The organism is Hypericibacter terrae (assembly GCF_008728855.1).
Lineage (GTDB): Bacteria > Pseudomonadota > Alphaproteobacteria > Dongiales > Dongiaceae > Hypericibacter > Hypericibacter terrae.
Window position 1 is genome coordinate 5827062 of the sequence record NZ_CP042906.1, and the last position, 23177, is coordinate 5850238.

Genomic DNA, 23177 nt, shown 5'->3' on the forward strand with positions numbered 1-23177 from the left:
GTCTCCGTTCCGGTTTTTGTTGCTGCTGCTGCGTTCGGGGCCTTCGGCGAAGGCGAGTGAGGGTGCCGCCAACCGCGCCCTTCGACAAGCCTCTTGTCGGGGGAGTTCGACGGGCTCAGGCGGTTTTCGGCTTCGCCTTTTCGCCGCGGCGCAGCATGAGCTGGGCGCTGAACAGCAGGATCAGCGAGACCGTCAGCACGACCGTGCCGATCGCATTGATCTCGGGCGTCACGCCGCGCCGGATCGAGGCGAAGATATAGATCGGCAGGGTGGTCTTGGAGCCGGCGACCCAGAAGGCGACCACGAAATCGTCGAAACTGAAGGTGAAGCTCAACAGGAAACCGGCGACGACCGCGGGCAGGATCAAGGGCAGGATCACCTGGCGGAACGTCCCCCAGGGCGAGGCGTAGAGATCGGCCGAGGCCTCCATCAGGCTGCGGTCCATGCCGGCAATGCGCGCCCGCACGATCACGATGACCAGCGCCAGCGAGAACAGGGTGTGGGCGGCGATGATCGAGCCGAAACCCATCCCCAGCTGCGGGGCGGTCGCCGGATCGCCGGGCCAGATCGCCGTCAGCATCTCGTTGACGAGGCCGAAGGTCGTCACCAGTGCGATCAGGGTCGAGATGCCGATGACGATACCGGGCACCATGATCGCGACATAGGTCATCGCATCGAAGAAGAGGCGGGCGGCGCCCCTGACCCGCTGCACGGCCAGCGCCGCCATGGTGCCGAAGACCGTGGCGAGGCTGGCCGAGGCGGAGGCGACGATGAGGCTGTGCGTCACCGCCTCGATCACGAAACGGTTGTTGGCGGCCTTGCCGTACCAGAGCGTCGAGAAGCCCTGGAAGTCGGACGCGTTGTTGCCGCTGTTGAAGCTGAACAGCACGATCAGCACGATCGGCGCATAGAGGAAGAGATAGATGGCGAAGCTATAGGCGCGCATGGCGATCTATCGGGGAGGGCGGAGCGGTTGCCCACCCCCCACCCTAACCTCCCCCTCAAGGGGGGAGGAGATAGGAAGAAAGGACGAGACTCGTCGCTGCAGTCCCCCCCTTGCCTAACCCCTCCCCCCTTGAGGGGGAGGTTAGGGTGGGGGGTGCCACGGTCTCGATCTCGCCAGCTCCGTTCATGCCCCCGCCCTACAGCAGCGACACATCGCGGCCGGCGCCGTAGCGCCGGGTGACGCGCAGATAGACCGTAACCGTCGCCAGCATGATGATGACGAGACTCATGGCGACCGCGGAGCCGAACGGCCAGTTGCGCGATTGCAGGAACAGATCGACCAGCGCGTTGCCGATGAAAAACACCTTACCGCCGCCCAGGAGCTGCGGGATCAGGTACTCGCCCATCAAGAGGATGAAGACCAGCATGCAGCCGGTGATGACGCCGGGGGCCGAGAGCGGCAGCGTCACCTGAAGGAAGCTGCGCCAGGGATTGGAGCCCAGATCGGCCGCGGCCTCGATCAGCCGCTTGTCGAGCCGCTCCAGGCTCACGAAGATCGGGAACACCATCAGCGGCAGATAGCCATAGACCATCCCGATCAGGACCGAGAGCGGCGTGTTGATGAGCCGCACCTCGCCCAGCCCCAGCCATTCGATGACGGAGGGCAGGCCGCGCCCGCCGAGGATGAACATCCAGGCATAGGTGCGGATGAGGAAGCTGGTCCAGAACGGAACGATGACGAGGATCAGGAGAAAGAGCCGCAGTCGCGGGCTCGCCTTGATGGCGAGGTAATAGGCCAGCGGATAGGCGGCCAGGAGGCAGACGATGGTGCCGAGCGGCGCCAGGAGCAGGGTGTTGCGGAAGGCGGCACTGCGCGCCGGGAGATTGAGATAGTTGGCGATGGTGAATCCCGCCTGGTAGCCGCCGGCGGGCGCCCTCTCGCCGAAGCTGAACACGACGACGACCGCCAGCGGCACGACCAGCAGCGCCAGATACCAGAGGAAGCTGGGGCCCAGCAGCAGGGCGGTGACCCAGCGCGCGCGTCGTTCGACCTGGGCGCTGGTGCGGATCGCGGTCATGGGCGGAAATCCAAGAGAAGCAGCCTCTCACCCGCCGCAGCGGGTGAGAGGCCTGGTGTCGTGCCGATCACGCCGACTTGAAGCGCGCCATGATCTCGGCGCGCGCCGGGTTGGTCAGCGTCGCCGCCGCGCCGAACTCGAGCGGAGCCAGGAGTTCGGCCGCCGGATACATGATCGGATCCTCGAGCAGCTCCTTCGGCAGGAGCTTGTTGGTGCGGGCGTCGGCCGAGGGATAGCCATGCGCCTGCACTTCCTTGGCATTGACCGCCGGCGTCAGCAGGAAGTCGGCGAGGGCATAACCGGCGGCGCGGTGCGGCGCCCCCTTCGGCACGGCGTAGAAGTCGGACCAGATCTCGCCGCCTTCCTTGCCGATGACATATTCGATCTCGGGGAGATCGCGATGCATCTGCTTGCCGTCGCCGGTCCAGCAGACGGTGAGCCAGGCGTCGCCGTTGCGCATCGAGGGCTGATAGTCCGAATTGATGGCGAAGAGATGGGGCTTCGCCGCCAGGAGCAGCTTCTCGGCGTCGGCCAGTTCCTTGTCGGCGATCGAGTTGAAGGAGTAGCCGTAATATTTGAGCGCATTGCCGATGGTGGTGAGCTGATAGTCATGCACCATGGCGCGGCCGCTATATTTGCCCATCGCGAGATCCCAGAAATCCTTCCAGGAGGTCATCTTCTCGCTGATCTTCTTGGTGTTCACCGCATAGCCGGTGGTGCCCCAATCCTTGGAGACCGCATAGGTCTTGCCGTCGATCATGCCGGCCTCGACGAAGCGCTTCTCCATGCTGGCCGGGTCGTAGTTCGGCAGCATCGCGAGATCGAGCGGCTCGATCAGATCGAGCTCCTTGTAGGTCGAGATGGTGTAGTTCGTCGGCACGAAGAGGTCCCAGCCGGTGCCGCCGGCCTGCAGCTTCGCCAGCATCTCCTCGTTCGAGCCGAACACGTTGACCTCGACATTCACGCCGGTCTTGGCGGTGAAGTCCTCGAAGTTCTTCGGGTCGTGATAATTGGGCCAGGTGCTCAGCGACACGCGGTCGCCGAGATCGCCGGCAAAGGCTTGGCGCGGGGCCAGCAATTCCGGCATGGCCTTGACCAGCACGGCCGTCGCCAGGCCCAGACCCGTCACGCCCAGAAACTGCCGGCGCGAGATCGAGCCCTTCTGCCAGCGGCGCATGTGATGAATGAATTCTTTGCGGTCCATGGTCGTCTCCTCTGTTTTGTCTTATCGGTTTGTCCGTCGTCTTCAGCGGCGACGGTTCGTCTTGGGCAACGGTTGTCTTCGCAGTCTCTTTCGCCGGCGGCGCCGTCCCGTTCCGCGCGCCGGCGGTAAAGCCATATTCTCGATCTAGACGTCGACCAGCGCCAGGGCGCCCTGGCGCCGCCAGCCGAGCCCCACCTCGGAGCCAGGCGCGAAAGCGCCGGAGCCCGCCCGCGAGGCCTTGGGGGCCCGCACCAGCACGGCCCCCAGCTCCGCCGTCTCGATGCTGAACTCCGTCTGATCGCCCAGATAGATCCGGTTGCGGACCCGGCCCTTGAAGCGGTAGTCGAAGCCGCTGCCACCGGCGGCGTCGGCGGCGTCCCACAGCTCGATCATCTCGGGCCGCACCGCGATCACAGCCCGATCCTTGCCGGCCAGGGGCTCCCCCTTGCGCGACAGGGGTGCTGCCAGAGTGACCTCCTTGTCGGTCTTGATCGAAGCCCCGGTCCTGTCCTGCTGCTGGATGCGGCCGGCGAAGAAGTTCGATTCGCCGACGAAATCGGCGACATAGCGGTTGACCGGGGCGTCATAGAGCTCGGTGGGCGAGCCCATCTGCACGATACGCCCGTCGCGCATGATGCCGATCGTATCGCTCATGGAGAGCGCCTCCTCCTGGTCATGGGTGACCAGGATGAAGGTGATGCCGACCTCGCGCTGGAGGTTCTGCAACTCGATCTGCATGTCCCGCCGGAGCTTGCGGTCGAGCGCCGCCAGGGGCTCGTCCAGCAACAGCACGGTCGGGTGATTGATGAGGGCGCGCGCCAGCGCCACGCGCTGCTGCTGGCCGCCGGACAGTTCCCAGATGCGCCGCTTGCCCATGCCGGGCAGGCGGACGAGTTCCAACGATTCGCCGACGCGCCGTTCGATCTCGGCCCGATCCGGCTGGGGCCGGCGCTGCCGCAGGCCATAGGCGATGTTGGCGAAGACGTCGAGATGCGGGAACAAGGCGTAATGCTGGAACACCATGTTCACGGGGCGCTGATAGGCGGGCACTCCCACCACGGAAGCGCCGCCGATCTCGATGACGCCCTCGCTCGGCTGCTCGAAGCCGGCGATCAGCCGCAGGGTCGTGGTCTTGCCGCAGCCCGAGGGCCCGAGGAAGGAATGGAACGCGCCCCTGGGGATCTCGAACGACACGCTGTCGACCGCGATCACGGGCCCGAAGCGCTTGGAAACGGCGCGAAACCGCACATCCGGCTCGCCACTGGCCGGGCGCGGTTCGGTCACTGTGCTCATGGTGGCAATCGCCAACGGCGCTTCCCAGTCCCAGACGACGGCTTTTTGGGGCCTATCCCCTTGTTTTGTCGTGAGGTTGCGACATCTCTCCCGACCTGTATATACCTCCATGGTGATAGAATTGCCCAACCAGCACTTGTTTAGGGGATAGATTGACGGCGCTCGACCATCGCTGGCATCAGTATTTCGCGGCGGCGCTGGCCGCGCTCGAGACGCCGGAATTCGCCCCGGCGCTGGTGCGGGCGCTGGCCAGGATCGCGGAATTCGATTTCTCGGTGATCTTCGGCTATTGCGGCGAAGCGCGCCCGATAGACCTCTTCAACAATTTCCCGGCCGCCCGGCGCGACGTGTTCGTGGCCGATTATCAGGCGGGACCCTACTTGCTCGATCCCTTCTACCATGCGAGCCGCGGCCGGGTGCCGAGCGGCCTCCACCGCATGCGCGACCTCGCGCCCGACCGCTTCTACCAGAGCCAGTATTATCGCTCCTACTATGCGAGGACGGGGCTCGCCGAGGAGATCGGCTTCTTCCTGTCGCCCTCGAGCGACGCCACGGTCGTGATCTCCCTCATGCGCGACGGCCACCGCACGATCTTTCCGGCGCGCGAGATGAACCGGCTTCAGCAGGTGGCGCCGGTGGTCATCGCGGCGGCCGAGCGCCATTGGCGCGGGCTCGAGGGCGAGACGCCGGCGGCAGCCGGTGGCCGACCCGACGAGAGCGAGCTGACCTCCCGTCTCGATCTGGCCTCGCTGTTCGATGCCTTCGGCGAGCGGCCTTTGACGCGGCGCGAGCGCGAGGTGGGGGCGCTGGTCCTGCGGGGCCACTCCTCCGAGGCGATCGCCCGCCAGCTCAAGATCGCGCCCGGCACGGTCAAGATCCACCGCAAGAACATCTATGCGAAGCTCGGCATTGCCAGCCAGGCCGAGCTGTTCTCGCTGTTCCTGTCCTCGCTGGCCGGCCGACGCTGACATCATCGGGCCGCACAAACGAAAACGCCCGGAAGCGGGAGCTTCCGGGCGCTGGAGCTGGCTGCGATGCAGCCGGCTCGGTTAGTTGCGGTTGCCGAACAGGCGCAACAGCATCAGGAACAGGTTGATGAAGTCGAGATAGAGGTTGAGGGCGCCCATGATCGCCTTCTTGCCGACCATTTCCGCCCCGTCGAGCTCGCTGTAGATCGACTTGATCTTCTGCGTGTCGTAGGCGGTGAGGCCGGTGAACACCAGCACGCCGATCACGGAGATCGCGAAGGACAGCGCCGAGCTCGCCAGGAAGATGTTGACGATCGAGGCGATCACAATGCCGATCAGGCCCATGAACAGGAACGAGCCGATCGCGGTCAGGTCGCGCTTCGTCGTGTAGCCATAGAGGCTCATCGCCGCGAAGGTGCCGGCCGTGATGAAAAACACGCGCGCGATCGAGGTCCCAGTATAGACCGCGAAGATATAGCTGAGCGATACGCCCATCAGGGCCGCGAAGGCCCAGAACACGGCCTGTGCGGCGCCGAACGACATCTTGGCGATGCGGAAGCTGAAGACCATCACCAGGACCAGCGGGGCGAACATGACGACCCACGCCAGCGGCGTGCCGTAAACCACCTGGTAGAAGGACGGGTTGGTGCCGATGACATAGGCGATGATGCCCGTCACAGCCAAACCGCCGGTCATGTAATTGTAGACGCGCAGCATGTACTGCCGAAGGCCGACATCGATGTCGGCGGTGGCGGCCTGCGCGCGCGTCATCAGACGCGGATCGGGTCCCATAGCCATGGCGTTTCGTTCCCTCCTGGGTGTGGCCACTAAACTCGCCTTCCAATATTGGAGCGGCGGCCTCGGGTTTCAATAGAAATCAAAGGGCTATCCAACCCCTTGGCAGGCGCTCTAAATTCGGCCCGAATCCGGCCTCCGGCTTGACCTTGGGGGGCCCTGGCCGCCATAACAGCCCCCGCTCGATCCAGGCTCCCAGGGGCGGCTCGCCACTGTCTTCGGCCCTGGAGCGGGCGCAAAAAGCGGGAAACCGATCCGCTTTTCGTCCTATCCCCCGATTTTTACCATCAAAGAGCCCTCCCGATCCCATGAATCGCATTTTCTCCGGCGTCCAGCCCACCGGCAACCTGCATCTCGGCAATTATCTGGGCGCGATCCGCAACTGGGTCCGGCTGCAGGACCAGTTCGACTGCATCTTCTGCATCGTCGACCTGCATGCGATCACCGTCTGGCAGGAACCGGCCGAGCTGCGCAAGAGCACCCGGGAGGTCGCCGCCGCCTACATGGCCGCCGGGATCGATGGGCGGAAGCACATCATCTTCAACCAGAGCCAGGTGCCGGGCCATTCGCAGCTGGCCTGGATCTTCAACTGCGTGGCGCGGCTGGGCTGGCTCAACCGCATGACCCAGTTCAAGGAGAAGTCCGGCAACGCCCGCGAGAACGCCTCGGCCGGGCTTTACGTCTATCCGAACCTGATGGCCGCCGACATCCTGCTCTACAAGGCGACCCATGTGCCGGTGGGCGAGGACCAGAAGCAGCATGTCGAGCTCGCGCGCGACATCGCGCAGAAGTTCAACAACGACTTCGGGGTCCAACTCTTCCCGCTGCCCGAGCCCATGATCCAGGGGCCGGCCACGCGCGTCATGTCGCTGCGCGACGGCACCAAGAAGATGAGCAAGTCCGATCCCTCGGACATGAGCCGCATCAACATGACCGACGATGCCGAGCTGGTGGCGCAGAAGATCCGCAAGGCCAAGACCGATCCCCATCCCCTGCCGGGGCCCGAGGCGCTGGGCGCCAACGGCCAGGTGAAGGACGAGCTGTTCGCGGCCCGGCCCGAGGCCTTCAACCTGCTGGGCATCTATGCGGCGCTCTCCGACCGGCCGCTGGCTTCCGTGCTGGCGGAGTTCGAGGGCAAGGCCTTTTCCGCCTTCAAGCAGGCTCTGACCGATCTTGCGGTCGCGACCCTCGGGCGGATCGGGGCCGAGATGAAGCGGCTCCTGGCCGAGCCTTCGGAGATCGACGCGGTTCTGCGGCAGGGGGCCGAGCGGGCCCGGGCCCTCTCGGCGCCGATCCTGAAGGAAGTCGAGGACGTGGTCGGCTTCCTGCGACCCTGAGCCCATTCCACGGCGGTTGAAGCGCTGCCCGGAGGCCCGGCCTTGCCTGCTTCCGGCGCGCGCCTCATCTGATAGCGTCTGAGCGCAGCGCCTGAACCGGGTTCCAGGATACGGGCCCCGCAGCCAATCGGAGTGCCGGATGAGCGAGAACGATCCTCTCCTGAACGACCCGCTGCTGGACGAGCCCCAGGCCCGCCGGCGCTGGTGGAAGCCCTCCTTCGATCGCCGCCGGATCCTGCGCTGGAGCCTCCGCGGCGTCGTGGCGCTCCTGGTCATCGCGGCGCTCTACTACCCGGTCGGCATGCTGCTGGTGCACAAGATCGACGACGACCCCGACTTCCAGGCACCGGCCACCCCGGAAGGCGCCAGCCGGGCGGTGGCGCTGGCCGCTGCCCTGATCGACCGCGAGGTCGGGGACTATGGCTGGCCGTCGAACGACCCCTTCTTCATGCCGGGCTGGGCGCTCGACAACATGCCGAACTATCAGCAGGGGATCATCGCCGCCCTGGCGCGCTTCTCCACGGAGATGCGCGACCAGATCGGCCGCGTGCGCGGCACCAGCCAGGTCGACCCGGACCTGGAGAAGGCCGCCGGCCAGTTGAGCTATTCGCCCACGGTCTGGATCTTCGACTTCTCCACCTCCTGGGCCCCGACCGCGTCCTCCGAGCAGCAATATCTCGCCGCCGCCAAGACGCTGCGGAGCTTCAACAACCGGCTCTCGCAGGGCCAGGCGGTGTTCGAGCGGCGGGCCGACAATCTCCAGGGGACGCTCGACCGCATCGCGGCCGATCTGGGCTCGGCCTCCGCCGTTCTCGACAAGCAGGTCGAGGAACATTCGGGCGACTGGGTCGATTTCCAGGCCGACGACATCTTCTACGCGACCAAGGGCCGGCTCTATGCCTATGGCCTGCTCTTGCGCGACCTCGGCACCGATTTCGCGCCGGTGATCGCCGAGCGCGATCTCAAGGCCGCCTGGGCACAGATGGTGGAGACCTTCCGCGTCGCCTCGACGCTCGATCCGCTGGTGGTGGTGAACGGCCGCCCCGATGCCTTCATGCGGCCGAGCCACCTGGCCGCGCAGGGCTTCTTCCTGCTGCGCGCCCGCACCCAGCTGCGCGAGATCTCGAACATCCTGCAGAAGTGATGAAGGGAGCGGCGCTGCCGCTCCCTTCATCATCCCCGCGACCGCGGGGATCCGTCCCGATCCAGCGCTCCAAGCTTGACGTTGGGACCCGGCTTCGCGGGGATGACGGTTAGTGGATGGGGGCAGCTTCCCCGCTTCGTCGGGACTCCGTGCGGCATCGCGCGCGAAAAACCCCGCCGAGGCTTTCCACGCCCCGCGACACCTGTGTAATCTCCAGTGAAATCGAGGGCTTCGCCCGATTCGGCGGGGGTTCGCAGGAACCGGGCGGCAGGGCTCTGGATTCGCGCCCGATTCCGACTTGGTGAGTTCCGAGCTCCGGCCATGCAGATTTACCTGCCGATCGCCGAGATGTCCCTCGACATCTTCATGTTGCTGGCGCTCGGCACCGGCGTGGGCTTTCTTTCCGGCATGTTCGGTGTCGGCGGCGGCTTCCTGCTCACGCCGCTCCTGATCCTGATCGGCGTTCCGCCGGCGGTCGCGGTCGCGACCCAGGCCAACCAGGTGGTTGCATCGTCCGTCTCGGGCGTGCTCGGCCATTGGCGGCGCGACAATGTCGATTTCAAGATGGGCTTCGTGCTGCTGATCGGCGGCTTCGTCGGCTCGACCGTCGGCGTGCTGCTGTTCGGCCTGTTGAAGCGCCTCGGCCAGATCGACCTGGTGATCGGGCTGTTATACGTCATCTTGCTGGGCCTGATCGGGACGCTGATGATGATCGAGAGCCTCGGCAGCATCCTGCGCCGGCGCCATCACATCGTCGCGGCACGCAAGCTGCACCAGCATATCTGGCTGCACGGCCTGCCCTTCAAAGTGCGCTTCCGCAAATCGCGCCTCTATATCAGCGCGATCCTGCCGGTGGCGGTCGGCTTCTTCGTCGGCATCATGTCGGCCCTGATGGGTGTCGGCGGCGCCTTCATCCTGGTGCCGGCGATGATCTATATCCTCGGCATGCCGACCATGGTGGTTGTCGGCACCTCGCTGTTCCAGATCATCTTCGTCGCCGCCAACGTGACCCTGCTGCAATCAGTGCAGAACCAGACGGTCGATGTGGTGCTGGCGCTGGTGCTGACGGTCGGCGGCGTGATCGGCGCGCAGATCGGCAGCCGCGTGGTGCAGAAACTGCCGGCCGAGCAGATCCGCGTGCTGCTGGCGGCGCTCGTGCTGATCGTCGGCGTGGTGCTGGCCTGGGAGCTGGTGGCGACGCCCAAGAACATCTATTCCATCACGCTGGTGGGGTCGTCGTCATGAGCGCCGCATTGCGCATCCGGACGGCGGTGCTCCTGCTGCTGGCGCTCTTCGCGCTCGGCGGCTCGCAGGCCAGGCCCGCGTTGGCGGCTCCCCTGATCGCCGATCTCTCCAATCATCTGATCGCGATCACCACCGGCTTTGCCGGCACCGACGTGCTGATGTTCGGCGCCACCGACGGTCCCGGCGACATCATCGTGACGGTGCGGGGTCCCTTGAGCGACGTCTCGGTGCGGCGCAAGGAGCGCGTCGCCGGCATCTGGGTCAACCGCGACACGCTCACCTTCGGCCTGGTGCCGAGCTTCTATGCGGTCGCGAGCAGCCGGCCGATCGAGGAGCTGCTGTCGCCGGAGCTGCTGCAGCGCCAGCAGGTCGGCCAGAACAATCTCGCTCTCATCCGCCCGGACTCGAAACCCACCAAGGTCGAGGCCTTCCGCCAGGCGCTCTTCAAGGTGAAGGAGGAGCAGGGGCTCTATTCGCCGACGCTGGGACGGGTGAGCTTCCTCGGCAACCAGCTGTTCCGCACCGAGCTGCGCTTTCCTTCGAATGTGCCGATCGGCAATTATCTGGTCGAAGTCATGCTGATCCGCGACGGCAAGCTGGTCAGCGCCCAGACGACGCCGCTGGTCATCAGCAAGACCGGGGTGGGTGCGGCGCTTTACCAGTTTGCCCACACCCAGTCGCTGGCCTATGGCGTCTGCGCGATCCTTGCCGCCCTGTTGCTCGGCTGGTTCGCTTATCTCATCTTCCGCAAGATCTGACCCGGAGGAGCATCCCATGTCTGCATCCGCCGAACCGCCTGCCAAGCCGCCCAGTACCGAGGCAGCGCCCGCCGAAGCCCCCAGGACGCAGGGCCGCGTCTTCCTGGTGGTGGTGGACGAATCGCCCGAGCTCAAGGTGGCCCTGCTCTATGCCTGCCGGCGCGCGCAGAAGACCGGCGGCCGCGTCGCCCTCCTCCATGTCGCCGAGACCGGCGATTTCCAGCAATTCTTCGGCGTCGGCAAGGTGATGGCGCAGGAGACGCGCCAGGCCGCCGAAGCCCTGATGCAGAAGATGGCGGCCGAGGTCTATCGCCTGTCCGGCGCCATGCCGGTGCTCTATTTGCGCGAAGGCGACCGGCGCGACGAGCTCATCAAGCTGATCAACGAGGAGCCCTCGATCTCGATCCTGGTGCTGGGCGCCTCGACCAGCTCGAAGGGGCCCGGTCCCCTGGTCTCGGCCTTGAGCGGCAAGTTCATCGGCAAGCTGCGCGTGCCGCTGACGATCGTGCCGGGCAATCTTTCGGACCAGGATATCCAGAGCATCGCCTAGGGCCTGGTCGCCTCAAGTCGATTCGACTTGAGACGTGAATCAGTCTCTAGATATTTGAATCTTGCTCGAGGAGCGCCAGGGAATTGTCCCGGCCGGGCCGGCCCGAACTCGTCATCTTCGATTGCGACGGCGTCCTCGTCGACAGCGAGGTCATCGCCTGCCGGGTGCTGTCCGAGAGCCTGGCGGAGGCCGGCATCCCCGTCGCGGCCGACGACATCGCCGAAAATTATGTGGGCTTGAGCGCCGCGACGATCTTCGCGGATATCGAGCGGCGGACCGGCCGGCGCGTGCCCGAGGATTTCGCCCCGTCGACACGCCCCCGGCTCGAGGCGGCCTTCGCGGCGGAGCTGGCGGCGATGCCCGGGGTCGCCACGGCGCTCGCCGCGATCGCGACCCGGGTCTGCGTCGCCTCCAGCAGCGCGCCGGTGCGGCTGCGCCATTCGCTGACCCTGACCGGACTGATCGACCGCTTCAGCCCGCATATCTTCAGCGCCGAGCAGGTCGCGCGCGGCAAGCCCGCGCCCGATCTCTTCCTGCTCGCGTCCGCGACGATGGGCGTGCGGCCCGAGGCCTGCTGGGTCATCGAGGACAGCCGGGCCGGGATCGAGGCGGCGGGCGCGGCCGGCATGATGGCGATCGGATTCAGCGGCGGCTCGCATTGCCGCGCCGATCACGGCGAGCGGCTGCGCCAGGCCGGCGCCACGCGCGTCCTGGCGTCGATGGATGAATTGACGAGCTTGCTGGCAGCGACGTCGCGCTGACGTCCCCCGCGGCTCAGGGCAGCCCGAAGATCTCCTGCGGGACCTCGATGCCCTTGAGCGGATGCTGGCCCAGCGATTTCAGGCGCGAGCCGCAGGGCGAGGCGAAGGGCCGCGAGGTCAGGAGCGTGCGGTCGAGCTCGGGACAGAGCGATTCGATCCGGGTCACCAGATTGACCGCGGGCCCGATCACAGTGAAATCGAGGCGCGTCGCCGCGCCGATATTGCCATACATCACCGGACCGTGATGCAGCCCGAGGCCGACCTTGAGCTCGGGCTTGGCCGCGCGCCCGCGCACCTGGTTGAGCTCGTCGAGATCGAGCAGCGCGCGCTCGGCCGCGGTCAGCGCATCGCGGCAGGCCCGGTCGCGATCGAGATCGTCGCGCATCGGAAAGATCGCCAGCATGGCGTCGCCGACGAATTTGAGAATCTCGCCGCCCATGGCCTCGACCGGCACCGCCATGCAGCCGAAATAATCGTCCAGCAGCTCGACGATCTGGTCGCGCTCGAGCCGGTCGCTCAGTTGCGTGAAGCCGCGCAGGTCGCAATACCAGAGGGCCGCCGCCAGCGTGGTCGCCTCGCCACGGCGGATCGAGCCGGTAAGCACGCGCCTTCCGGCCTCGCGGCCGAGATAGGTGTCGAGCAGGGTCGCGGTGGTGCGGCGCTGATGCAGCACCTCGATCGTGACGCTCAGTGCCGGCACCAGATCCTGGATCACCGTCAGATCCTGGTCGCTGAACCCGCCCGGCGACCGGCTCGCCCAGGAGATGCCGTGAATCTCGCCCTGGCCGAACCTCATCGGCGTGACGAGATAATCGGTGAAGCCCTCGCGCTTCAGATCGTGCAGGATCGGATAGTCGAACGCGCTCTCGGGTCCTTCGAGCCGGCGGCGGATCGTGAGCGCGGTGTTGTAGCAGGCCGCGAGCGGGCTGCGCGCGAAGGCATCGGAGATCGCGGTCTCGTGACCGTAGAGCGTCTCTTCGATCGGATGGTCCGGCGTCCAGAGCACGCGCAAGCCCGCGACCTGCGGGTGAAGCGCGCGCAGATGGATGCCGACGCGCGCCAGATGCACGCCCGCGGCGACCAGCCGCCGGGCCATGCCGTCCAGCAGTTCGCCGGGATCGGCGCTGTACCGGCCTTCCTCCAGCAGCCAGCGTTCGATGGCTGCGGTCATGCGGGGTCGTGGCTGAGCCGGCTGACCTCGTCGGGCAGGCCGAACACCGCCTGGGCGACATGCACCCCCGGCAGTTCAAAATGCCCGAGCGGCACCATCTCGATGCCGCAGGGCGAAGCGAAGCGCTCGGAGGCCACCAGGCGCCGCCCGAGCTGACGGCAAAGCCGCTCCAGGCGCGTCGTCAGGTTGACGGCATGGCCGATGACGGTGAAATCGAGCCGGTCGGGGGCACCGATATTGCCATACATGACCGTGCCCGTATGAAGCGCCAGTCCGACCTCGAGCGTGGCTTCGCCCGCCTCGCGCCGGCCTAAGTTGAGCTCGTCGAGCGCCGTCAGCGCCTGGCGTGCGGCCTTGAGCGCGGTGCGGCAGGCCCGGTCGCGATCGAGATCGTCGGCGATCGGGAAGATCGCCAGCATGGCGTCGCCGATGAATTTCAGCACCTCGCCGCCCAGCGCCTGCACGGGGGCCGCCATGCAGCCGAAATAGTCGTTGAGCAGCTCGATCACCTGGTCGGGCGCCATGCTTTCGCTCAACGCCGTGAAGCCGCGCAGGTCGCAATAGAAGATGGCGGCGGCCATGGTGACGCCGGCGCCGCGCCGGATCTGGCCCTGCAGCACGCGCTGGCCGGCATCGTGGCCGAGATAGGTGTCGAGCAAAGTCGAGGCGATGCGTTTGGTCTCGCGCACCTCGAGGGCGATGGTGAAGATCGGGATCAACCCCTTGAAGTAGGCGATCTCCTGCGCGGTGAAGCCGCCGGCGCGGTCGCTCGCGATCGCCAGCGTGTTGATGGTCCCGCTGGTGAAGAGGACCGGGAGCGCCAGATAGTCGGTGACCCCCTCGGCCTTCAGATCCTTGAGGATCGGGAAGTCGATCGGCGTCGCGGGATCCTCGATCCGCCGGCGCACCTCGTTGACGCGACGCTCATGGAGCAGGCGGATCGGGCTGTCGAGATAGGCCGGCTCCTCATAGATGCCGTGCTCGCGCGGCACGATCTTGATCTGCTCGCGGTTGCGCCACCAATGGAAGCCCTGGGCGGCCACCTGCGGATGCAGGGTGCGCACGCTGACGAAGAAGCGGAACAGCGGGAAGCCGCTCTCGACCAGGCGACGGCAAAATCCTTCGATCAGCCCCTCGCTCGACTTCTGCTCGCGCCCGTCGATCAGAAGCCAATGCGCGACCGGGTCGGCGCAAGGGGCGGGCGCCGCGACGGAGGTCTGGGGCTCTTCGGTCAAGGGCTGGTCGGTCAAGGTCTGGGGCATGGAAGCTTCGGCATAGACCCGGGAGTTCGCGTCGGTCAAGAAATCCACCATGAAAGGGCCGGCTTAGCGGATGTGGGTGGCGACGGCAGGCGCGACAATGGGCGCGGGCGACCTCGCATCGCCCCTAAATCCGTAATCCATCAGGGGATTTGAGGTTAAGCCGGTGAAACCACGACCAGAATGTGGTTGAACCCGGCGCCGCAATCGACCATTTATCGGAGCAGACAGCTAGGTTATTCACCTCGCGCCCGAGGAGGCGCCCAGCCCATGTTCATTCAGACCGAGCAGACCCCCAATCCGGCCACCCTCAAATTCCTGCCGGGCCGCGACGTGATGGGCGATGGCACCGCCAATTTCCCGACCCGCGACACGGCCGACCGCTCGCCCCTGGCACAGCGGCTGTTCCAGATCGAGGGCGTCACCGGCCTCTTCTTCGGTTCCGATTTTGTCACGGTCACCAAGGCCGAGGACCAGGAATGGAGCCTGATGAAGCCCGCCATCCTCGGCGTCATCATGGAGCATTTCGTCGCCGGCAAGCCGGTCATGGCGGAAGGGATCGCCGCGCCGGCCGAAGCCGAGGTCGCGGTCGAGGACGAAGAGATCGTGTCCCAGATCAAGGATCTGCTCGACACGCGCGTGCGCCCCGCCGTGGCCCAGGATGGCGGCGACATCATCTTCCGCGGCTTCGAGGAAGGCGTCGTCTATCTGCATATGCAGGGCTCCTGCGCCGGCTGCCCGAGCTCGACCGCCACGCTCAAGATGGGCATCGAGAACATGCTGAAGCATTACGTGCCCGAGGTGGTCGCGGTCGAAGCGGTGCCGTAAAGGGCGGCTCGCCATTCGACAAGGGCCCATCAGCGATCAGCGCGCCGGTTCACCCCGGCGCGCTTTTGTTTTTTGGATGGTTGCGGGCATCGGCCGGAGCCTTCGCTCTCTGGCCGCTCACTCTTTCGTCACCCCCTGCTCTCTCTTGTCACCCCCGCGAAAGCGGGGGCCCATGCCGATCCAGCGGTGTCGGTTGAGAGCTGGGTCCCCGCTTTCACGGGGATGACAATTCAGCAATGGCAACGGCGACGCCAATCCTGAAGGTAGGCAATGACGGCAGCGTGCTTCCTGAAGCGCCGCCGCCCCCTCACTCCACCGGGATCGGGTCCAGCGGCCGGGCCATCAGCTCGCGGCCCGGCGGCAGCGCGGAATCGCTGTAGACCGGATAGTTTCGCGAATTGAACAGCTGATAGTGCCACCATTCATTGCGATAGAAGTCCCAGTGGGCGGCCGTCATGATGCCCAGCAGGATCGCGCGGTTGCGCTGCGCCTCGACCGGGACGTCGGTGCGCGCATGATGCGCGATCGGGCGGAACTCGTCGAAGCCGGTGCCCATCTCGAGCTCGCGGCCCGCGGCATCGAGCAGGGTCAGGTCGACGGCGACGCCGCGCGAATGAGGCGAGCCCCGGCGGGGATCGGCCAGGAACTCCGGATTGGGATCCTTCTTCCACAAGGCCCATTGCGCTTCGCTCGGGCGAAAGGCGTCGAAGATCTTGAAGCGGTATCCCAGCGCCCGCGCCAGCTCGATCGCGCGCGCCAGCGCGTCGGCCGCATCGCGATGCAGATAGCAGCGCGGATAGGCATAGATCGGCTTGCCGGTGATGTTGTTGGGCGTGGCATAGGCCAGCTCGATCTCGACATCCCACTGCGGCGGCTTGATTTCGACCAGATCCATAGGCTCTCTCTCGGCTTATCGCGCCAATTGTCGCAAGATGGCGCCGGCGCCATAGCTATCAGGAAATGGAGTCTCCGGGAATCCGCATGAGTGAGCCTGTGACCGCAGCCATGGCCGGGACCTCCGGCTCCGACGGGCCGGCCGGCATGCCGCATGCGCTGACGCTGGCGCCGATCGCCAATCCGACGCTGCTGGCGCTCGACAGCACCGGCAATGCCTGCTCGGCCGCGGTCTGGCGCGACGGCGCGCTGGCCGCCCACCGGCTGGCGGAGATGACGCGCGGCCATGGCGAAAGGCTGTTGCCGATGGTGGCCGATGTCATGAAGGCCGCTTCGCTCGACATGGCGGCCCTCGATGCCATCGCGGTGACGATCGGTCCCGGCAGCTTCACGGGCTTGCGCATCGGCCTCGCCGCGGCTCGCGGGCTGGGCCTGGCCCTGGCGCGACCGGTCGTCGGCATCACCGCCTTTCTTGCCGTTGCTGCCTCGTTGCCGGCGGCCCTGCGCGAGCGCCGCGAGATCCTGGTGGCGATCGACACCAAGCGCGACGACGTCTTCCTGCAGCGATTCGATCCGGCATTGCGTGCGCTGGCACCGGCAAGGCTGATGACGGTTTCGGAGGCGATCGCCGGGCTGCCGCCGGGACCGCTGCTGCTCGCGGGCGATGGCGTGGCGCTGTTGGCGCCGTCGCTGCCGCACGATCGCGATATCGCCACGGCGCCGGGCTCGGGCCTGATCGAGGCGGCCCTGTTTGCCGGGCTGGTGGCGCGGCTTGTGGCCTGCGGCGGCGGCGGCGCGCCCGAAGGCCCCCTTTTGATGCCCGATCCTTTCTACCTGCGGGCCCCCGACGTCAAACTGCCGGGCGGCCTTCCGGCCGGCCCGCCCCCGTCATGACGACCGGCGCGCCCAATCTTTCGGTCCGGCCGACCGTCGCCTTCGATCTCGATGCGCTGGCCCTGCTCCATGCCGAGGCCTTCGCCCAGGCCTGGGATCAGCCCTGGGACCGCAATTCCATCGCCGCGCTGCTGGCGATGCCGGGTGCGTTCGGGCTGGTGGGCTTCGTCGACGATGCGCCGGCGGGACTGGTCATCGCTCGCGAGGCCGCGGGCGAGGCCGAGATTCTGACCTTGGGCGTCGTTCCCGACGCGCGCCGGCGGGGCCTCGCGCGGCTGCTGCTCGACGAGACCGCCAGCCGGGCCGCCGCGGAAGGGGCCGAGCGGCTCTTCCTCGAGGTGGCCGAGGACAATCTGGCGGCCCAGGCGCTCTATGCGCATGCCGGCTTCGTCAGGGTCGGGCGCCGCCCCGACTATTACGCGCGGGGTGCCGGCCTGCGCGTGGCGGCGCTGATCCTGTCTCTGCCCCTGGCGGCCTTGCCCTTTGCGTCGATCTGACACAAGAACTGGCCGACACAAGAACTCGACCCCTCCGTCAGTATCGAGGATCTCAGCCCAGTAGAGCCGACAGTAATGCCTGCGGAGACTCCCCGAGACTTGGCGAATATTGGCGTTTTAATCTTGACCGAAGAAGGTCCGGCCCTATGCTTGCGCGGCCTTGAAACAACCCCCCGGACCGATCCAACCATGGCCGACACCGCGAAACCCCAGGATCTGCTGCCGCTCGTCGCCGATATCGTCTCGGCGCATCTGTCCAATAATTCCGTGCCGGTCGCAGAACTGCCCAACCTCATTCGGGACATCTATCGCGCGCTCTCCACGGTGGGCGAGGCGGAGATCCCGAGCGAGCGGCCGGAACCCGCGGTGCCGGTGAAGAAATCGGTGTTCCCGGACTACATCGTCTGTCTGGAGGACGGGAAGAAGCTGAAGATGCTGAAGCGGCATCTGCGGACCGCCTACAACATGACGCCGCAGGAATATCGAGATCGCTGGGGCCTGCCGCCCGACTATCCGATGGTCGCCCCCAACTATGCCAAGCAGCGCAGCAAGCTGGCCAAGCAGATCGGTCTCGGCACCAAGGCGCGGCGCCGGCGCTGAGGCGCGGGATTTCGTCTCAAAGCCCTTACATTTTATACACTTACTGGCGGCCGGCGGCGTTTCCCCACGATAGGCGGACGCCGGGCTTGCCACTATACTTTCGCCAGCCGGGCTCCCGAGGTAGGCTGAGAAACGATGATTTCTCGAATCGAAAAACTGTGCAACGACCGCGGCCTGAAGATGACCGATCAGCGCCGGGTCATCGCGCGCGTCCTCTCGGATGCCCAGGACCACCCCGATGTGGAACAGGTCTATCGCCGGGCGACCGCGATCGACCCTCGCATTTCGATCTCGACCGTCTATCGAACGGTGAAGCTGTTCGAAGAGGCCAGCATTCTCGACCGGCATGATTTCCGCGACGGGCGCGCCCGCTACGAGGAAGTGCCGGAGCATCACCACGATCATCTGATCGATGTGCAGTCCGGCCGCGTCATCGAATTCAACAATGAAGAGATCGAGAAGCTCCAGCATGCGGTCGCGGAAAAGCTGGGCTATCGCCTGATCGGGCACCGGCTCGAGCTCTATGGCGTGCCGCTGGTCGGCGGAAAAGAGCGCAAGGAATGAGCGGAAGGCCGGTACCGCCGACGGCCGATCGGGTGCTGCCAAGCCGCGCGAAACCTGCGACCTCGGGCTCGACCAAGACCGGCAAGCCGGTCGATATCCGGGCCGGCGATCTCGAGCTCCGGCTGGCCGAGACCGAGTCCGAGATCGAGGCGGCGCAGCGCCTGCGCTATCGCGTGTTCTATCAGGAGATGTCGGCCGAGCCGACGCCGGAAATGGCGGCGGCGGGCCGCGATTTCGACAGCTTCGATCCCTTCTGCGATCACCTCCTGGTGATCGACCGGCGCGTCGGGGAAGGGGCGGCCGGCGTGGTCGGCACCTATCGCCTGCTGCGCCGTTCGCGCGCCGCCGAGCGCGGCCGGTTCTACTCGGTCGACGAGTACGACATCGCGCCCCTGGTCGCGCATCCGGGCGAAGTGCTGGAGCTGGGCCGTTCCTGCATCGACGCCGAGCATCGCTCGCGCGCCGCGATGCAGCTGCTGTGGCGCGGCATCGCCGACTATGTGATGTATCACGACGTGGCGCTCATGTTCGGCTGCGCCTCGCTGCCCGGCATCGACCCGGCGGCCCATGCGCTGCCGCTCTCCTATCTCTATTACAATCACCTGGCGCCGGAGCAGTTGCGGCCGCACGCCCTGCCGTCGCGCTATGTCGACATGCGGCTGATGCCGCGCGAAGCGATCGATCTGAAGGCGGCGCTCCTCGCCCTGCCGCCACTGATCAAGGGTTACCTGCGGCTCGGCGGTTTCGTGGGCGACGGCGCCGTGGTCGATACCCAGTTCAACACCACCGATGTCTGCGTCATCGTGAAGACGGACTGGGTCACCGACAAATATTTCAAGCATTACACGCGCGAGGATGCCGCCTCGCGCCCGCCGGCTGGACCCGCTTGATGGCTCTGCCGCGTCCGCCGCGCCTGAAGCTGCTGCCGCCCGAAGACCCGCCGCCGGAACTGGTGCTGGGCTCGACCTATCGCGCGATCTTCCGCGCGATCCCCTACATCCTCTGCACGCTGGTCCTGATACCGGTCCAGGCCTTTGCGATCGCGATCGGCTGGTCGCTGGCGCAGCGCCTGCCCATCTTCTATCACCGCATCTGCTGCCGCATCATGGGCATGCATGTCACGATCCGCGGCCACCGGTCGCGCGCGCATCCGACCTTGTTCATCGCCAACCACAGCTCCTATCTCGACATCATGGTGCTGGGCTCGCTGGTGCCCGCCTCCTTCGTCGCCAAGGCCGAGATCGCCGGCTGGCCGTTCTTCGGTACGCTGGCCAAGCTGCAGCGCTCCGTCTTCGTCGATCGCCAGCGCCAGAACACCCATCTGCAGCGCGACGAGATGCAAAAGCGGATCGACGATGGCGAGAATCTGATCCTGTTCCCCGAAGGCACCTCGGACGACGGCACCACGGTGAAGCCGTTCCGCTCGGCGCTCCTGTCGGTGGCCGAGCGCCGGGTCGGGCCCGGCCAGACGCCGCTGACGCTGCAGCCGGTCTCGGTCGCCTATACCCGTCTCAACGGCGTGCCGCTCGGGATCGGCCTGCGTCCGCTGGTGGCCTGGTATGGCGACATGGAGCTGGCGCCGCATCTGGGGCGGTTCCTCGGGCTCGGTGACATCGAAGTGGTGGTCGAATTTCATCCGACCGTCACGATCGAATCCTTCGGGTCGCGCAAGGCGCTGACCGACCATTGCTTCCGCGAGGTGGCGAGCGGCGTGGCGGCGGCCCTCTCCGGACGTCCCCAGGCCCTGCCGGCCAGCGCGCCGGCGCCCCTCGGCGCGATGCCGGCGCCGGTCGCCCGGCAGTTACCATCCGGCGTTCCCTCATGATAGAGTGGCGCCAAATGGGAATCAGCGAGGGTGACGCGAAGCGGATCGAGCGGCGCCGGAGCGGGGCCGGACCGGTCCTGACGCCTGCGGCCTCCTTTCCGCCCGTGACGTGAACATTGGCGAAGAAGCTCTACATCAAGACCTATGGCTGCCAGATGAATGAGTACGATTCCGCCCGCATGGCGGACGTGCTGGCGCCTCTCGGCTACGAACCGACCGGCCAGGTCGAGACCGCCGACATGGTCATCCTCAACACCTGCCATATCCGCGAAAAGGCCTCCGAGAAGGTGTTCTCGGAACTGGGCCGCCTGCGGCCGGCCAAGCGCCATCGCGAAGCGGCCGGGCAGGAGATGATCATCGCGGTCGCCGGTTGCGTCGCGCAGGCCGAAGGCGGCGAGATCGTCCGGCGCGCGCCCTATGTCGATATCGTGCTGGGTCCGCAGACCTATCACCGCCTGCCGGAAATGATCGCGCGCGCCAAGCGCGCCGCCGATCCCTTGCACCGCGGCATCGTCGATACCGAGTTCCCGGTCGAATCGAAATTCGACCATCTGCCCGAGACCCATGCGGCCGGCGGCGTCACCGCCTTCCTGACCGTGCAGGAAGGCTGCGACAAGTTCTGCACCTTCTGCGTGGTGCCTTATACGCGCGGCGCCGAGATGTCGCGTACGGTCGAGGAGGTCGCGGCCGAGGCGCGTCGGTTGGTCGCCAATGGCGTGCGCGAGATCACGCTCCTCGGCCAGAACGTCAACGCCTATCACGGCCGCGCGCCGCTGCGCTTCGTCGGCAAGGCCGGCGCCGCCGGTGAATGGGGCCTTGGCCGGCTGGCGCGCCATCTGGCGGAGATCGAGAGGCTGGAGCGCATCCGCTACACCACCTCCCATCCGCACGACATGGATGACGAGCTGGTCGAGGCGCATCGCGATCTGCCTCAGCTCATGCCCTTCCTGCATTTGCCGGTGCAGTCGGGTTCCGACCGCATCCTGGCCGCCATGAACCGCCAGCATCGGACGGCGGATTTCCTGCGGATCGTCGAGCGCCTGCGCAGGGCGCGCCCCGATCTCGCCCTCTCCTCCGATTTCATCGTCGGTTTTCCGGGCGAGAGCGACGCCGATTTCGAGGCGACCCTGGCGCTGATCCGCGAGGTCGAATTCGCGATGGCCTATTCCTTCAAATACAGCGCGCGCCCCGGCACGCCGGCCGCCACGCTGCCCGACCAGGTTCCCGAAGCGGTCCGCGACCAGCGGCTCGATCGCCTGCAGGCGCTCTTGCGCGAGCAGCAGCAGGCCTTCAACGCCACCATGATCGGCCGGCGCCTGCCGGTGCTGCTGGAAAAGCTCGGTCGCCACGAAGGCCAGCTGATCGGCCGCAGTCCCTATCTGCAGTCCGTGCATCTCGAGGCGCCTGCGGCGTTGATCGGCCAGATCCAGCCGGTCGACATCCTGGCTCTCTTCCCCAATTCGCTCGCCGGCCGCCTCGCCTCCGGGCATGCCGGCGCGCGCGAACGGCTCTCGGCGTGAAATCCTTGCCCCAAGCCACGGTCAATCCACCGATCCATCTCGAGTTCGACGACAACCGGCTGCTGCCTTCCCTGTTCGGCGAGCATGACCAGCATCTGGTCCGCGTCGAGCAGGGTCTGGGCGTGTCGCTGGTCTCGCGCGGCAATCGTCTTGCCATCTCCGGGCCCACCGATGCGGTGGCCCATGCCCGCACCACCCTGATCGCGCTCTATCAGCGGCTGAAGCGCGGGCTGCCCGTCGACATGGCGGAAGTGGATGCGGCGGTGCGGCTGGTGCGCGCGGAAGAACAGGCGGGCGAGCCCAGCCTGTTCGAGCGCATGGGACCGGACGGCACGGCGGTGCGCACGCAGCGCCGTCACATCACGCCGCGTTCGCCGATGCAGGCCGAATATCTCAAGGCGCTGCGCGATCGCGATCTCGTCTTCGGCCTCGGGCCGGCCGGCACCGGCAAGACCTATCTGGCGGTCGCGGTCGCGGTGGCGATGCTGACCAAGGGCTCGATCGACCGCATCGTGCTGTCGCGGCCCGCGGTCGAGGCCGGCGAGCGGCTGGGCTTCCTGCCCGGCGATCTGCGCGAGAAGGTCGATCCCTATCTGCGCCCGCTCTATGACGCGCTCTACGACATGATGCCGACCGAACAGGTCATGCGCCGGCTTTCCAACGGCGAGATCGAAGTGGCGCCGCTGGCCTTCATGCGCGGACGGACCCTCTCCAACAGCTTTGTCATCCTCGACGAGGCGCAGAACACCACGCCGGTGCAGATGAAGATGTTCCTCACCCGCCTGGGCGAGGGCAGCCGCATGGCGGTCACGGGCGATCTATCGCAGATCGATCTGCCGGTGGGACAGCGCTGCGGCCTGGCCGACGCGGTCGAGACGCTCGACGGTGTCGAGGGCGTGAGCATGGTTCGCTTCACCGAGGCCGACGTGGTCCGCCATCCGCTGGTCGGACGCGTGGTCCGTGCCTATGAGGCACGCGAGCGCGAGCAGCGCGCCCGCGATGGTGGCGCCTCGGACGGGACCGGCCGCGACACGCCGCGTCGGTAG

The 23177-nt window shown here is 66.7% G+C and carries 24 protein-coding genes; 16 read left to right on the plus strand and 8 right to left on the minus strand.

Annotated features, from left to right (window positions below):
• Positions 1-115 precede the first annotated feature (115 nt).
• The 4 genes from FRZ44_RS26600 to FRZ44_RS26615 all read right to left on the minus strand — a co-directional run bounded on the left by FRZ44_RS26600 (position 116) and on the right by FRZ44_RS26615 (position 4521).
• On the minus strand, positions 116-946 hold the full coding sequence (locus FRZ44_RS26600) for an ABC transporter permease (RefSeq protein WP_151180028.1): 831 nt from the start codon (positions 944-946) through the stop codon (positions 116-118).
• A 196-nt stretch (positions 947-1142) separates the two neighbouring features.
• Entirely contained in the window at positions 1143-2024 is an 882-nt protein-coding gene (locus FRZ44_RS26605) for an ABC transporter permease (protein ID WP_151180029.1), read from the minus strand.
• 67 nt (positions 2025-2091) lie between these two features.
• Positions 2092-3228, minus strand: coding sequence for an ABC transporter substrate-binding protein (locus FRZ44_RS26610; RefSeq protein ID WP_151180030.1), 1137 nt, complete (start codon positions 3226-3228; stop codon positions 2092-2094).
• 144 nt (positions 3229-3372) lie between these two features.
• Positions 3373-4521 (minus strand): ABC transporter ATP-binding protein, encoded by a 1149-nt coding sequence (locus FRZ44_RS26615; RefSeq protein ID WP_151180031.1) that lies wholly within the window; start codon positions 4519-4521, stop codon positions 3373-3375.
• A 152-nt stretch (positions 4522-4673) separates the two neighbouring features.
• On the opposite strand from FRZ44_RS26615, the gene FRZ44_RS26620 reads away from it, so the two are divergent.
• Positions 4674-5489 carry a helix-turn-helix transcriptional regulator gene (locus FRZ44_RS26620; protein ID WP_151180032.1) on the plus strand — a complete coding sequence of 272 codons (816 nt, stop codon included), beginning with the start codon at positions 4674-4676 and terminating at the stop codon, positions 5487-5489.
• An 81-nt stretch (positions 5490-5570) separates the two neighbouring features.
• On the opposite strand, the gene FRZ44_RS26625 is transcribed toward FRZ44_RS26620, so the two are convergent.
• Positions 5571-6287, minus strand: a complete 717-nt coding sequence (locus FRZ44_RS26625; RefSeq protein ID WP_225308463.1) for a Bax inhibitor-1/YccA family protein — start codon at positions 6285-6287, stop codon at positions 5571-5573.
• 305 nt (positions 6288-6592) lie between these two features.
• On the opposite strand from FRZ44_RS26625, the gene trpS reads away from it, so the two are divergent.
• The 6 genes from trpS (at position 6593) to FRZ44_RS26655 (ending at position 12079) form a co-directional block, all read left to right on the plus strand.
• Positions 6593-7621: a tryptophan--tRNA ligase gene (gene trpS / locus FRZ44_RS26630; RefSeq protein WP_151180033.1), complete on the plus strand. Its 1029-nt coding sequence runs from the start codon at positions 6593-6595 to the stop codon at positions 7619-7621.
• Positions 7622-7760: 139 nt separating this feature from the next.
• On the plus strand, positions 7761-8765 hold the full coding sequence (locus FRZ44_RS26635) for a DUF2333 family protein (protein WP_151180034.1): 1005 nt from the start codon (positions 7761-7763) through the stop codon (positions 8763-8765).
• Between the two features lie 321 nt (positions 8766-9086).
• Positions 9087-10010: a sulfite exporter TauE/SafE family protein gene (locus FRZ44_RS26640; protein ID WP_151180035.1), complete on the plus strand. Its 924-nt coding sequence runs from the start codon at positions 9087-9089 to the stop codon at positions 10008-10010.
• A complete protein-coding gene (locus tag FRZ44_RS26645; protein WP_151180036.1) occupies positions 10007-10768 on the plus strand; it encodes a TIGR02186 family protein in 762 nt (253 codons plus the stop codon). Before FRZ44_RS26640 ends, FRZ44_RS26645 begins: the two co-directional genes overlap by 4 nt.
• A 16-nt stretch (positions 10769-10784) precedes the next feature.
• On the plus strand, positions 10785-11318 hold the full coding sequence (locus tag FRZ44_RS26650) for a universal stress protein (protein WP_151180037.1): 534 nt from the start codon (positions 10785-10787) through the stop codon (positions 11316-11318).
• A gap of 83 nt (positions 11319-11401) precedes the next feature.
• Complete coding sequence (locus FRZ44_RS26655; protein WP_151180038.1) at positions 11402-12079, plus strand: HAD-IA family hydrolase; 678 nt, start codon at positions 11402-11404, stop codon at positions 12077-12079.
• Between the two features lie 13 nt (positions 12080-12092).
• On the opposite strand, the gene FRZ44_RS26660 is transcribed toward FRZ44_RS26655, so the two are convergent.
• Both FRZ44_RS26660 and FRZ44_RS26665 read right to left on the minus strand, forming a co-directional pair.
• Positions 12093-13250 (minus strand): adenylate/guanylate cyclase domain-containing protein, encoded by a 1158-nt coding sequence (locus FRZ44_RS26660; protein ID WP_151180039.1) that lies wholly within the window; start codon positions 13248-13250, stop codon positions 12093-12095.
• Positions 13247-14563 (minus strand): adenylate/guanylate cyclase domain-containing protein, encoded by a 1317-nt coding sequence (locus tag FRZ44_RS26665; protein WP_151180040.1) that lies wholly within the window; start codon positions 14561-14563, stop codon positions 13247-13249. Before FRZ44_RS26665 ends, FRZ44_RS26660 begins: the two co-directional genes overlap by 4 nt.
• 216 nt (positions 14564-14779) lie before the next feature.
• Here FRZ44_RS26665 and FRZ44_RS26670 point away from each other — a divergent pair, with 216 nt between their 5' ends.
• Positions 14780-15337 carry a NifU family protein gene (locus tag FRZ44_RS26670; protein ID WP_151180041.1) on the plus strand — a complete coding sequence of 186 codons (558 nt, stop codon included), beginning with the start codon at positions 14780-14782 and terminating at the stop codon, positions 15335-15337.
• A gap of 307 nt (positions 15338-15644) precedes the next feature.
• Here FRZ44_RS26670 and ddpX read toward each other — a convergent pair whose 3' ends face one another.
• Positions 15645-16232 (minus strand): D-alanyl-D-alanine dipeptidase, encoded by a 588-nt coding sequence (gene ddpX, locus FRZ44_RS26675; protein ID WP_151180042.1) that lies wholly within the window; start codon positions 16230-16232, stop codon positions 15645-15647.
• An 86-nt stretch (positions 16233-16318) separates the two neighbouring features.
• On the opposite strand from ddpX, the gene tsaB reads away from it, so the two are divergent.
• The 8 genes from tsaB (at position 16319) to FRZ44_RS26715 (ending at position 23177) form a co-directional block, all read left to right on the plus strand.
• On the plus strand, positions 16319-17125 hold the full coding sequence (tsaB, locus tag FRZ44_RS26680; RefSeq protein WP_225308464.1) for a tRNA (adenosine(37)-N6)-threonylcarbamoyltransferase complex dimerization subunit type 1 TsaB: 807 nt from the start codon (positions 16319-16321) through the stop codon (positions 17123-17125).
• A complete protein-coding gene (locus FRZ44_RS26685; RefSeq protein ID WP_151180043.1) occupies positions 17122-17622 on the plus strand; it encodes a GNAT family N-acetyltransferase in 501 nt (166 codons plus the stop codon). Before tsaB ends, FRZ44_RS26685 begins: the two co-directional genes overlap by 4 nt.
• 189 nt (positions 17623-17811) lie before the next feature.
• Positions 17812-18222, plus strand: coding sequence for a MucR family transcriptional regulator (locus FRZ44_RS26690; RefSeq protein ID WP_151180044.1), 411 nt, complete (start codon positions 17812-17814; stop codon positions 18220-18222).
• 135 nt (positions 18223-18357) lie between these two features.
• Positions 18358-18786 (plus strand): Fur family transcriptional regulator, encoded by a 429-nt coding sequence (locus FRZ44_RS26695; RefSeq protein WP_151180045.1) that lies wholly within the window; start codon positions 18358-18360, stop codon positions 18784-18786.
• Entirely contained in the window at positions 18783-19676 is an 894-nt protein-coding gene (locus FRZ44_RS26700) for a GNAT family N-acetyltransferase (RefSeq protein ID WP_151180046.1), read from the plus strand. Before FRZ44_RS26695 ends, FRZ44_RS26700 begins: the two co-directional genes overlap by 4 nt.
• Positions 19676-20611, plus strand: coding sequence for a lysophospholipid acyltransferase family protein (locus tag FRZ44_RS26705; protein WP_151180047.1), 936 nt, complete (start codon positions 19676-19678; stop codon positions 20609-20611). Before FRZ44_RS26700 ends, FRZ44_RS26705 begins: the two co-directional genes overlap by 1 nt.
• Positions 20612-20727: 116 nt before the next feature.
• Positions 20728-22131 (plus strand): tRNA (N6-isopentenyl adenosine(37)-C2)-methylthiotransferase MiaB, encoded by a 1404-nt coding sequence (gene miaB, locus FRZ44_RS26710; protein ID WP_151180048.1) that lies wholly within the window; start codon positions 20728-20730, stop codon positions 22129-22131.
• Positions 22128-23177: a PhoH family protein gene (locus FRZ44_RS26715; protein ID WP_151180049.1), complete on the plus strand. Its 1050-nt coding sequence runs from the start codon at positions 22128-22130 to the stop codon at positions 23175-23177. The genes miaB and FRZ44_RS26715 overlap by 4 nt, the downstream gene beginning before the upstream one ends.

Excerpts from the sequence above, each read along its gene's own strand:
- FRZ44_RS26600 (WP_151180028.1), bottom strand. The coding sequence starts at position 946 with ATGCGCGCCTATAGCTTCGCCATCTATCTCTTCCTCTATGCGCCGATC.
- FRZ44_RS26605 (WP_151180029.1), bottom strand. The coding sequence starts at position 2,024 with ATGACCGCGATCCGCACCAGCGCCCAGGTCGAACGACGCGCGCGCTGG.
- FRZ44_RS26610 (WP_151180030.1), bottom strand. The coding sequence starts at position 3,228 with ATGGACCGCAAAGAATTCATTCATCACATGCGCCGCTGGCAGAAGGGC.
- FRZ44_RS26615 (WP_151180031.1), bottom strand. The coding sequence starts at position 4,521 with ATGAGCACAGTGACCGAACCGCGCCCGGCCAGTGGCGAGCCGGATGTG.
- FRZ44_RS26625 (WP_225308463.1), bottom strand. The coding sequence starts at position 6,287 with ATGGCTATGGGACCCGATCCGCGTCTGATGACGCGCGCGCAGGCCGCC.
- trpS (WP_151180033.1), top strand. The coding sequence starts at position 6,593 with ATGAATCGCATTTTCTCCGGCGTCCAGCCCACCGGCAACCTGCATCTC.
- FRZ44_RS26635 (WP_151180034.1), top strand. The coding sequence starts at position 7,761 with ATGAGCGAGAACGATCCTCTCCTGAACGACCCGCTGCTGGACGAGCCC.
- FRZ44_RS26640 (WP_151180035.1), top strand. The coding sequence starts at position 9,087 with ATGCAGATTTACCTGCCGATCGCCGAGATGTCCCTCGACATCTTCATG.
- FRZ44_RS26645 (WP_151180036.1), top strand. The coding sequence starts at position 10,007 with ATGAGCGCCGCATTGCGCATCCGGACGGCGGTGCTCCTGCTGCTGGCG.
- FRZ44_RS26650 (WP_151180037.1), top strand. The coding sequence starts at position 10,785 with ATGTCTGCATCCGCCGAACCGCCTGCCAAGCCGCCCAGTACCGAGGCA.
- FRZ44_RS26660 (WP_151180039.1), bottom strand. The coding sequence starts at position 13,250 with ATGACCGCAGCCATCGAACGCTGGCTGCTGGAGGAAGGCCGGTACAGC.
- FRZ44_RS26665 (WP_151180040.1), bottom strand. The coding sequence starts at position 14,563 with ATGGTGGATTTCTTGACCGACGCGAACTCCCGGGTCTATGCCGAAGCT.
- FRZ44_RS26670 (WP_151180041.1), top strand. The coding sequence starts at position 14,780 with ATGTTCATTCAGACCGAGCAGACCCCCAATCCGGCCACCCTCAAATTC.
- ddpX (WP_151180042.1), bottom strand. The coding sequence starts at position 16,232 with ATGGATCTGGTCGAAATCAAGCCGCCGCAGTGGGATGTCGAGATCGAG.
- tsaB (WP_225308464.1), top strand. The coding sequence starts at position 16,319 with ATGAGTGAGCCTGTGACCGCAGCCATGGCCGGGACCTCCGGCTCCGAC.
- FRZ44_RS26685 (WP_151180043.1), top strand. The coding sequence starts at position 17,122 with ATGACGACCGGCGCGCCCAATCTTTCGGTCCGGCCGACCGTCGCCTTC.
- FRZ44_RS26690 (WP_151180044.1), top strand. The coding sequence starts at position 17,812 with ATGGCCGACACCGCGAAACCCCAGGATCTGCTGCCGCTCGTCGCCGAT.
- FRZ44_RS26695 (WP_151180045.1), top strand. The coding sequence starts at position 18,358 with ATGATTTCTCGAATCGAAAAACTGTGCAACGACCGCGGCCTGAAGATG.
- FRZ44_RS26700 (WP_151180046.1), top strand. The coding sequence starts at position 18,783 with ATGAGCGGAAGGCCGGTACCGCCGACGGCCGATCGGGTGCTGCCAAGC.
- FRZ44_RS26705 (WP_151180047.1), top strand. The coding sequence starts at position 19,676 with ATGGCTCTGCCGCGTCCGCCGCGCCTGAAGCTGCTGCCGCCCGAAGAC.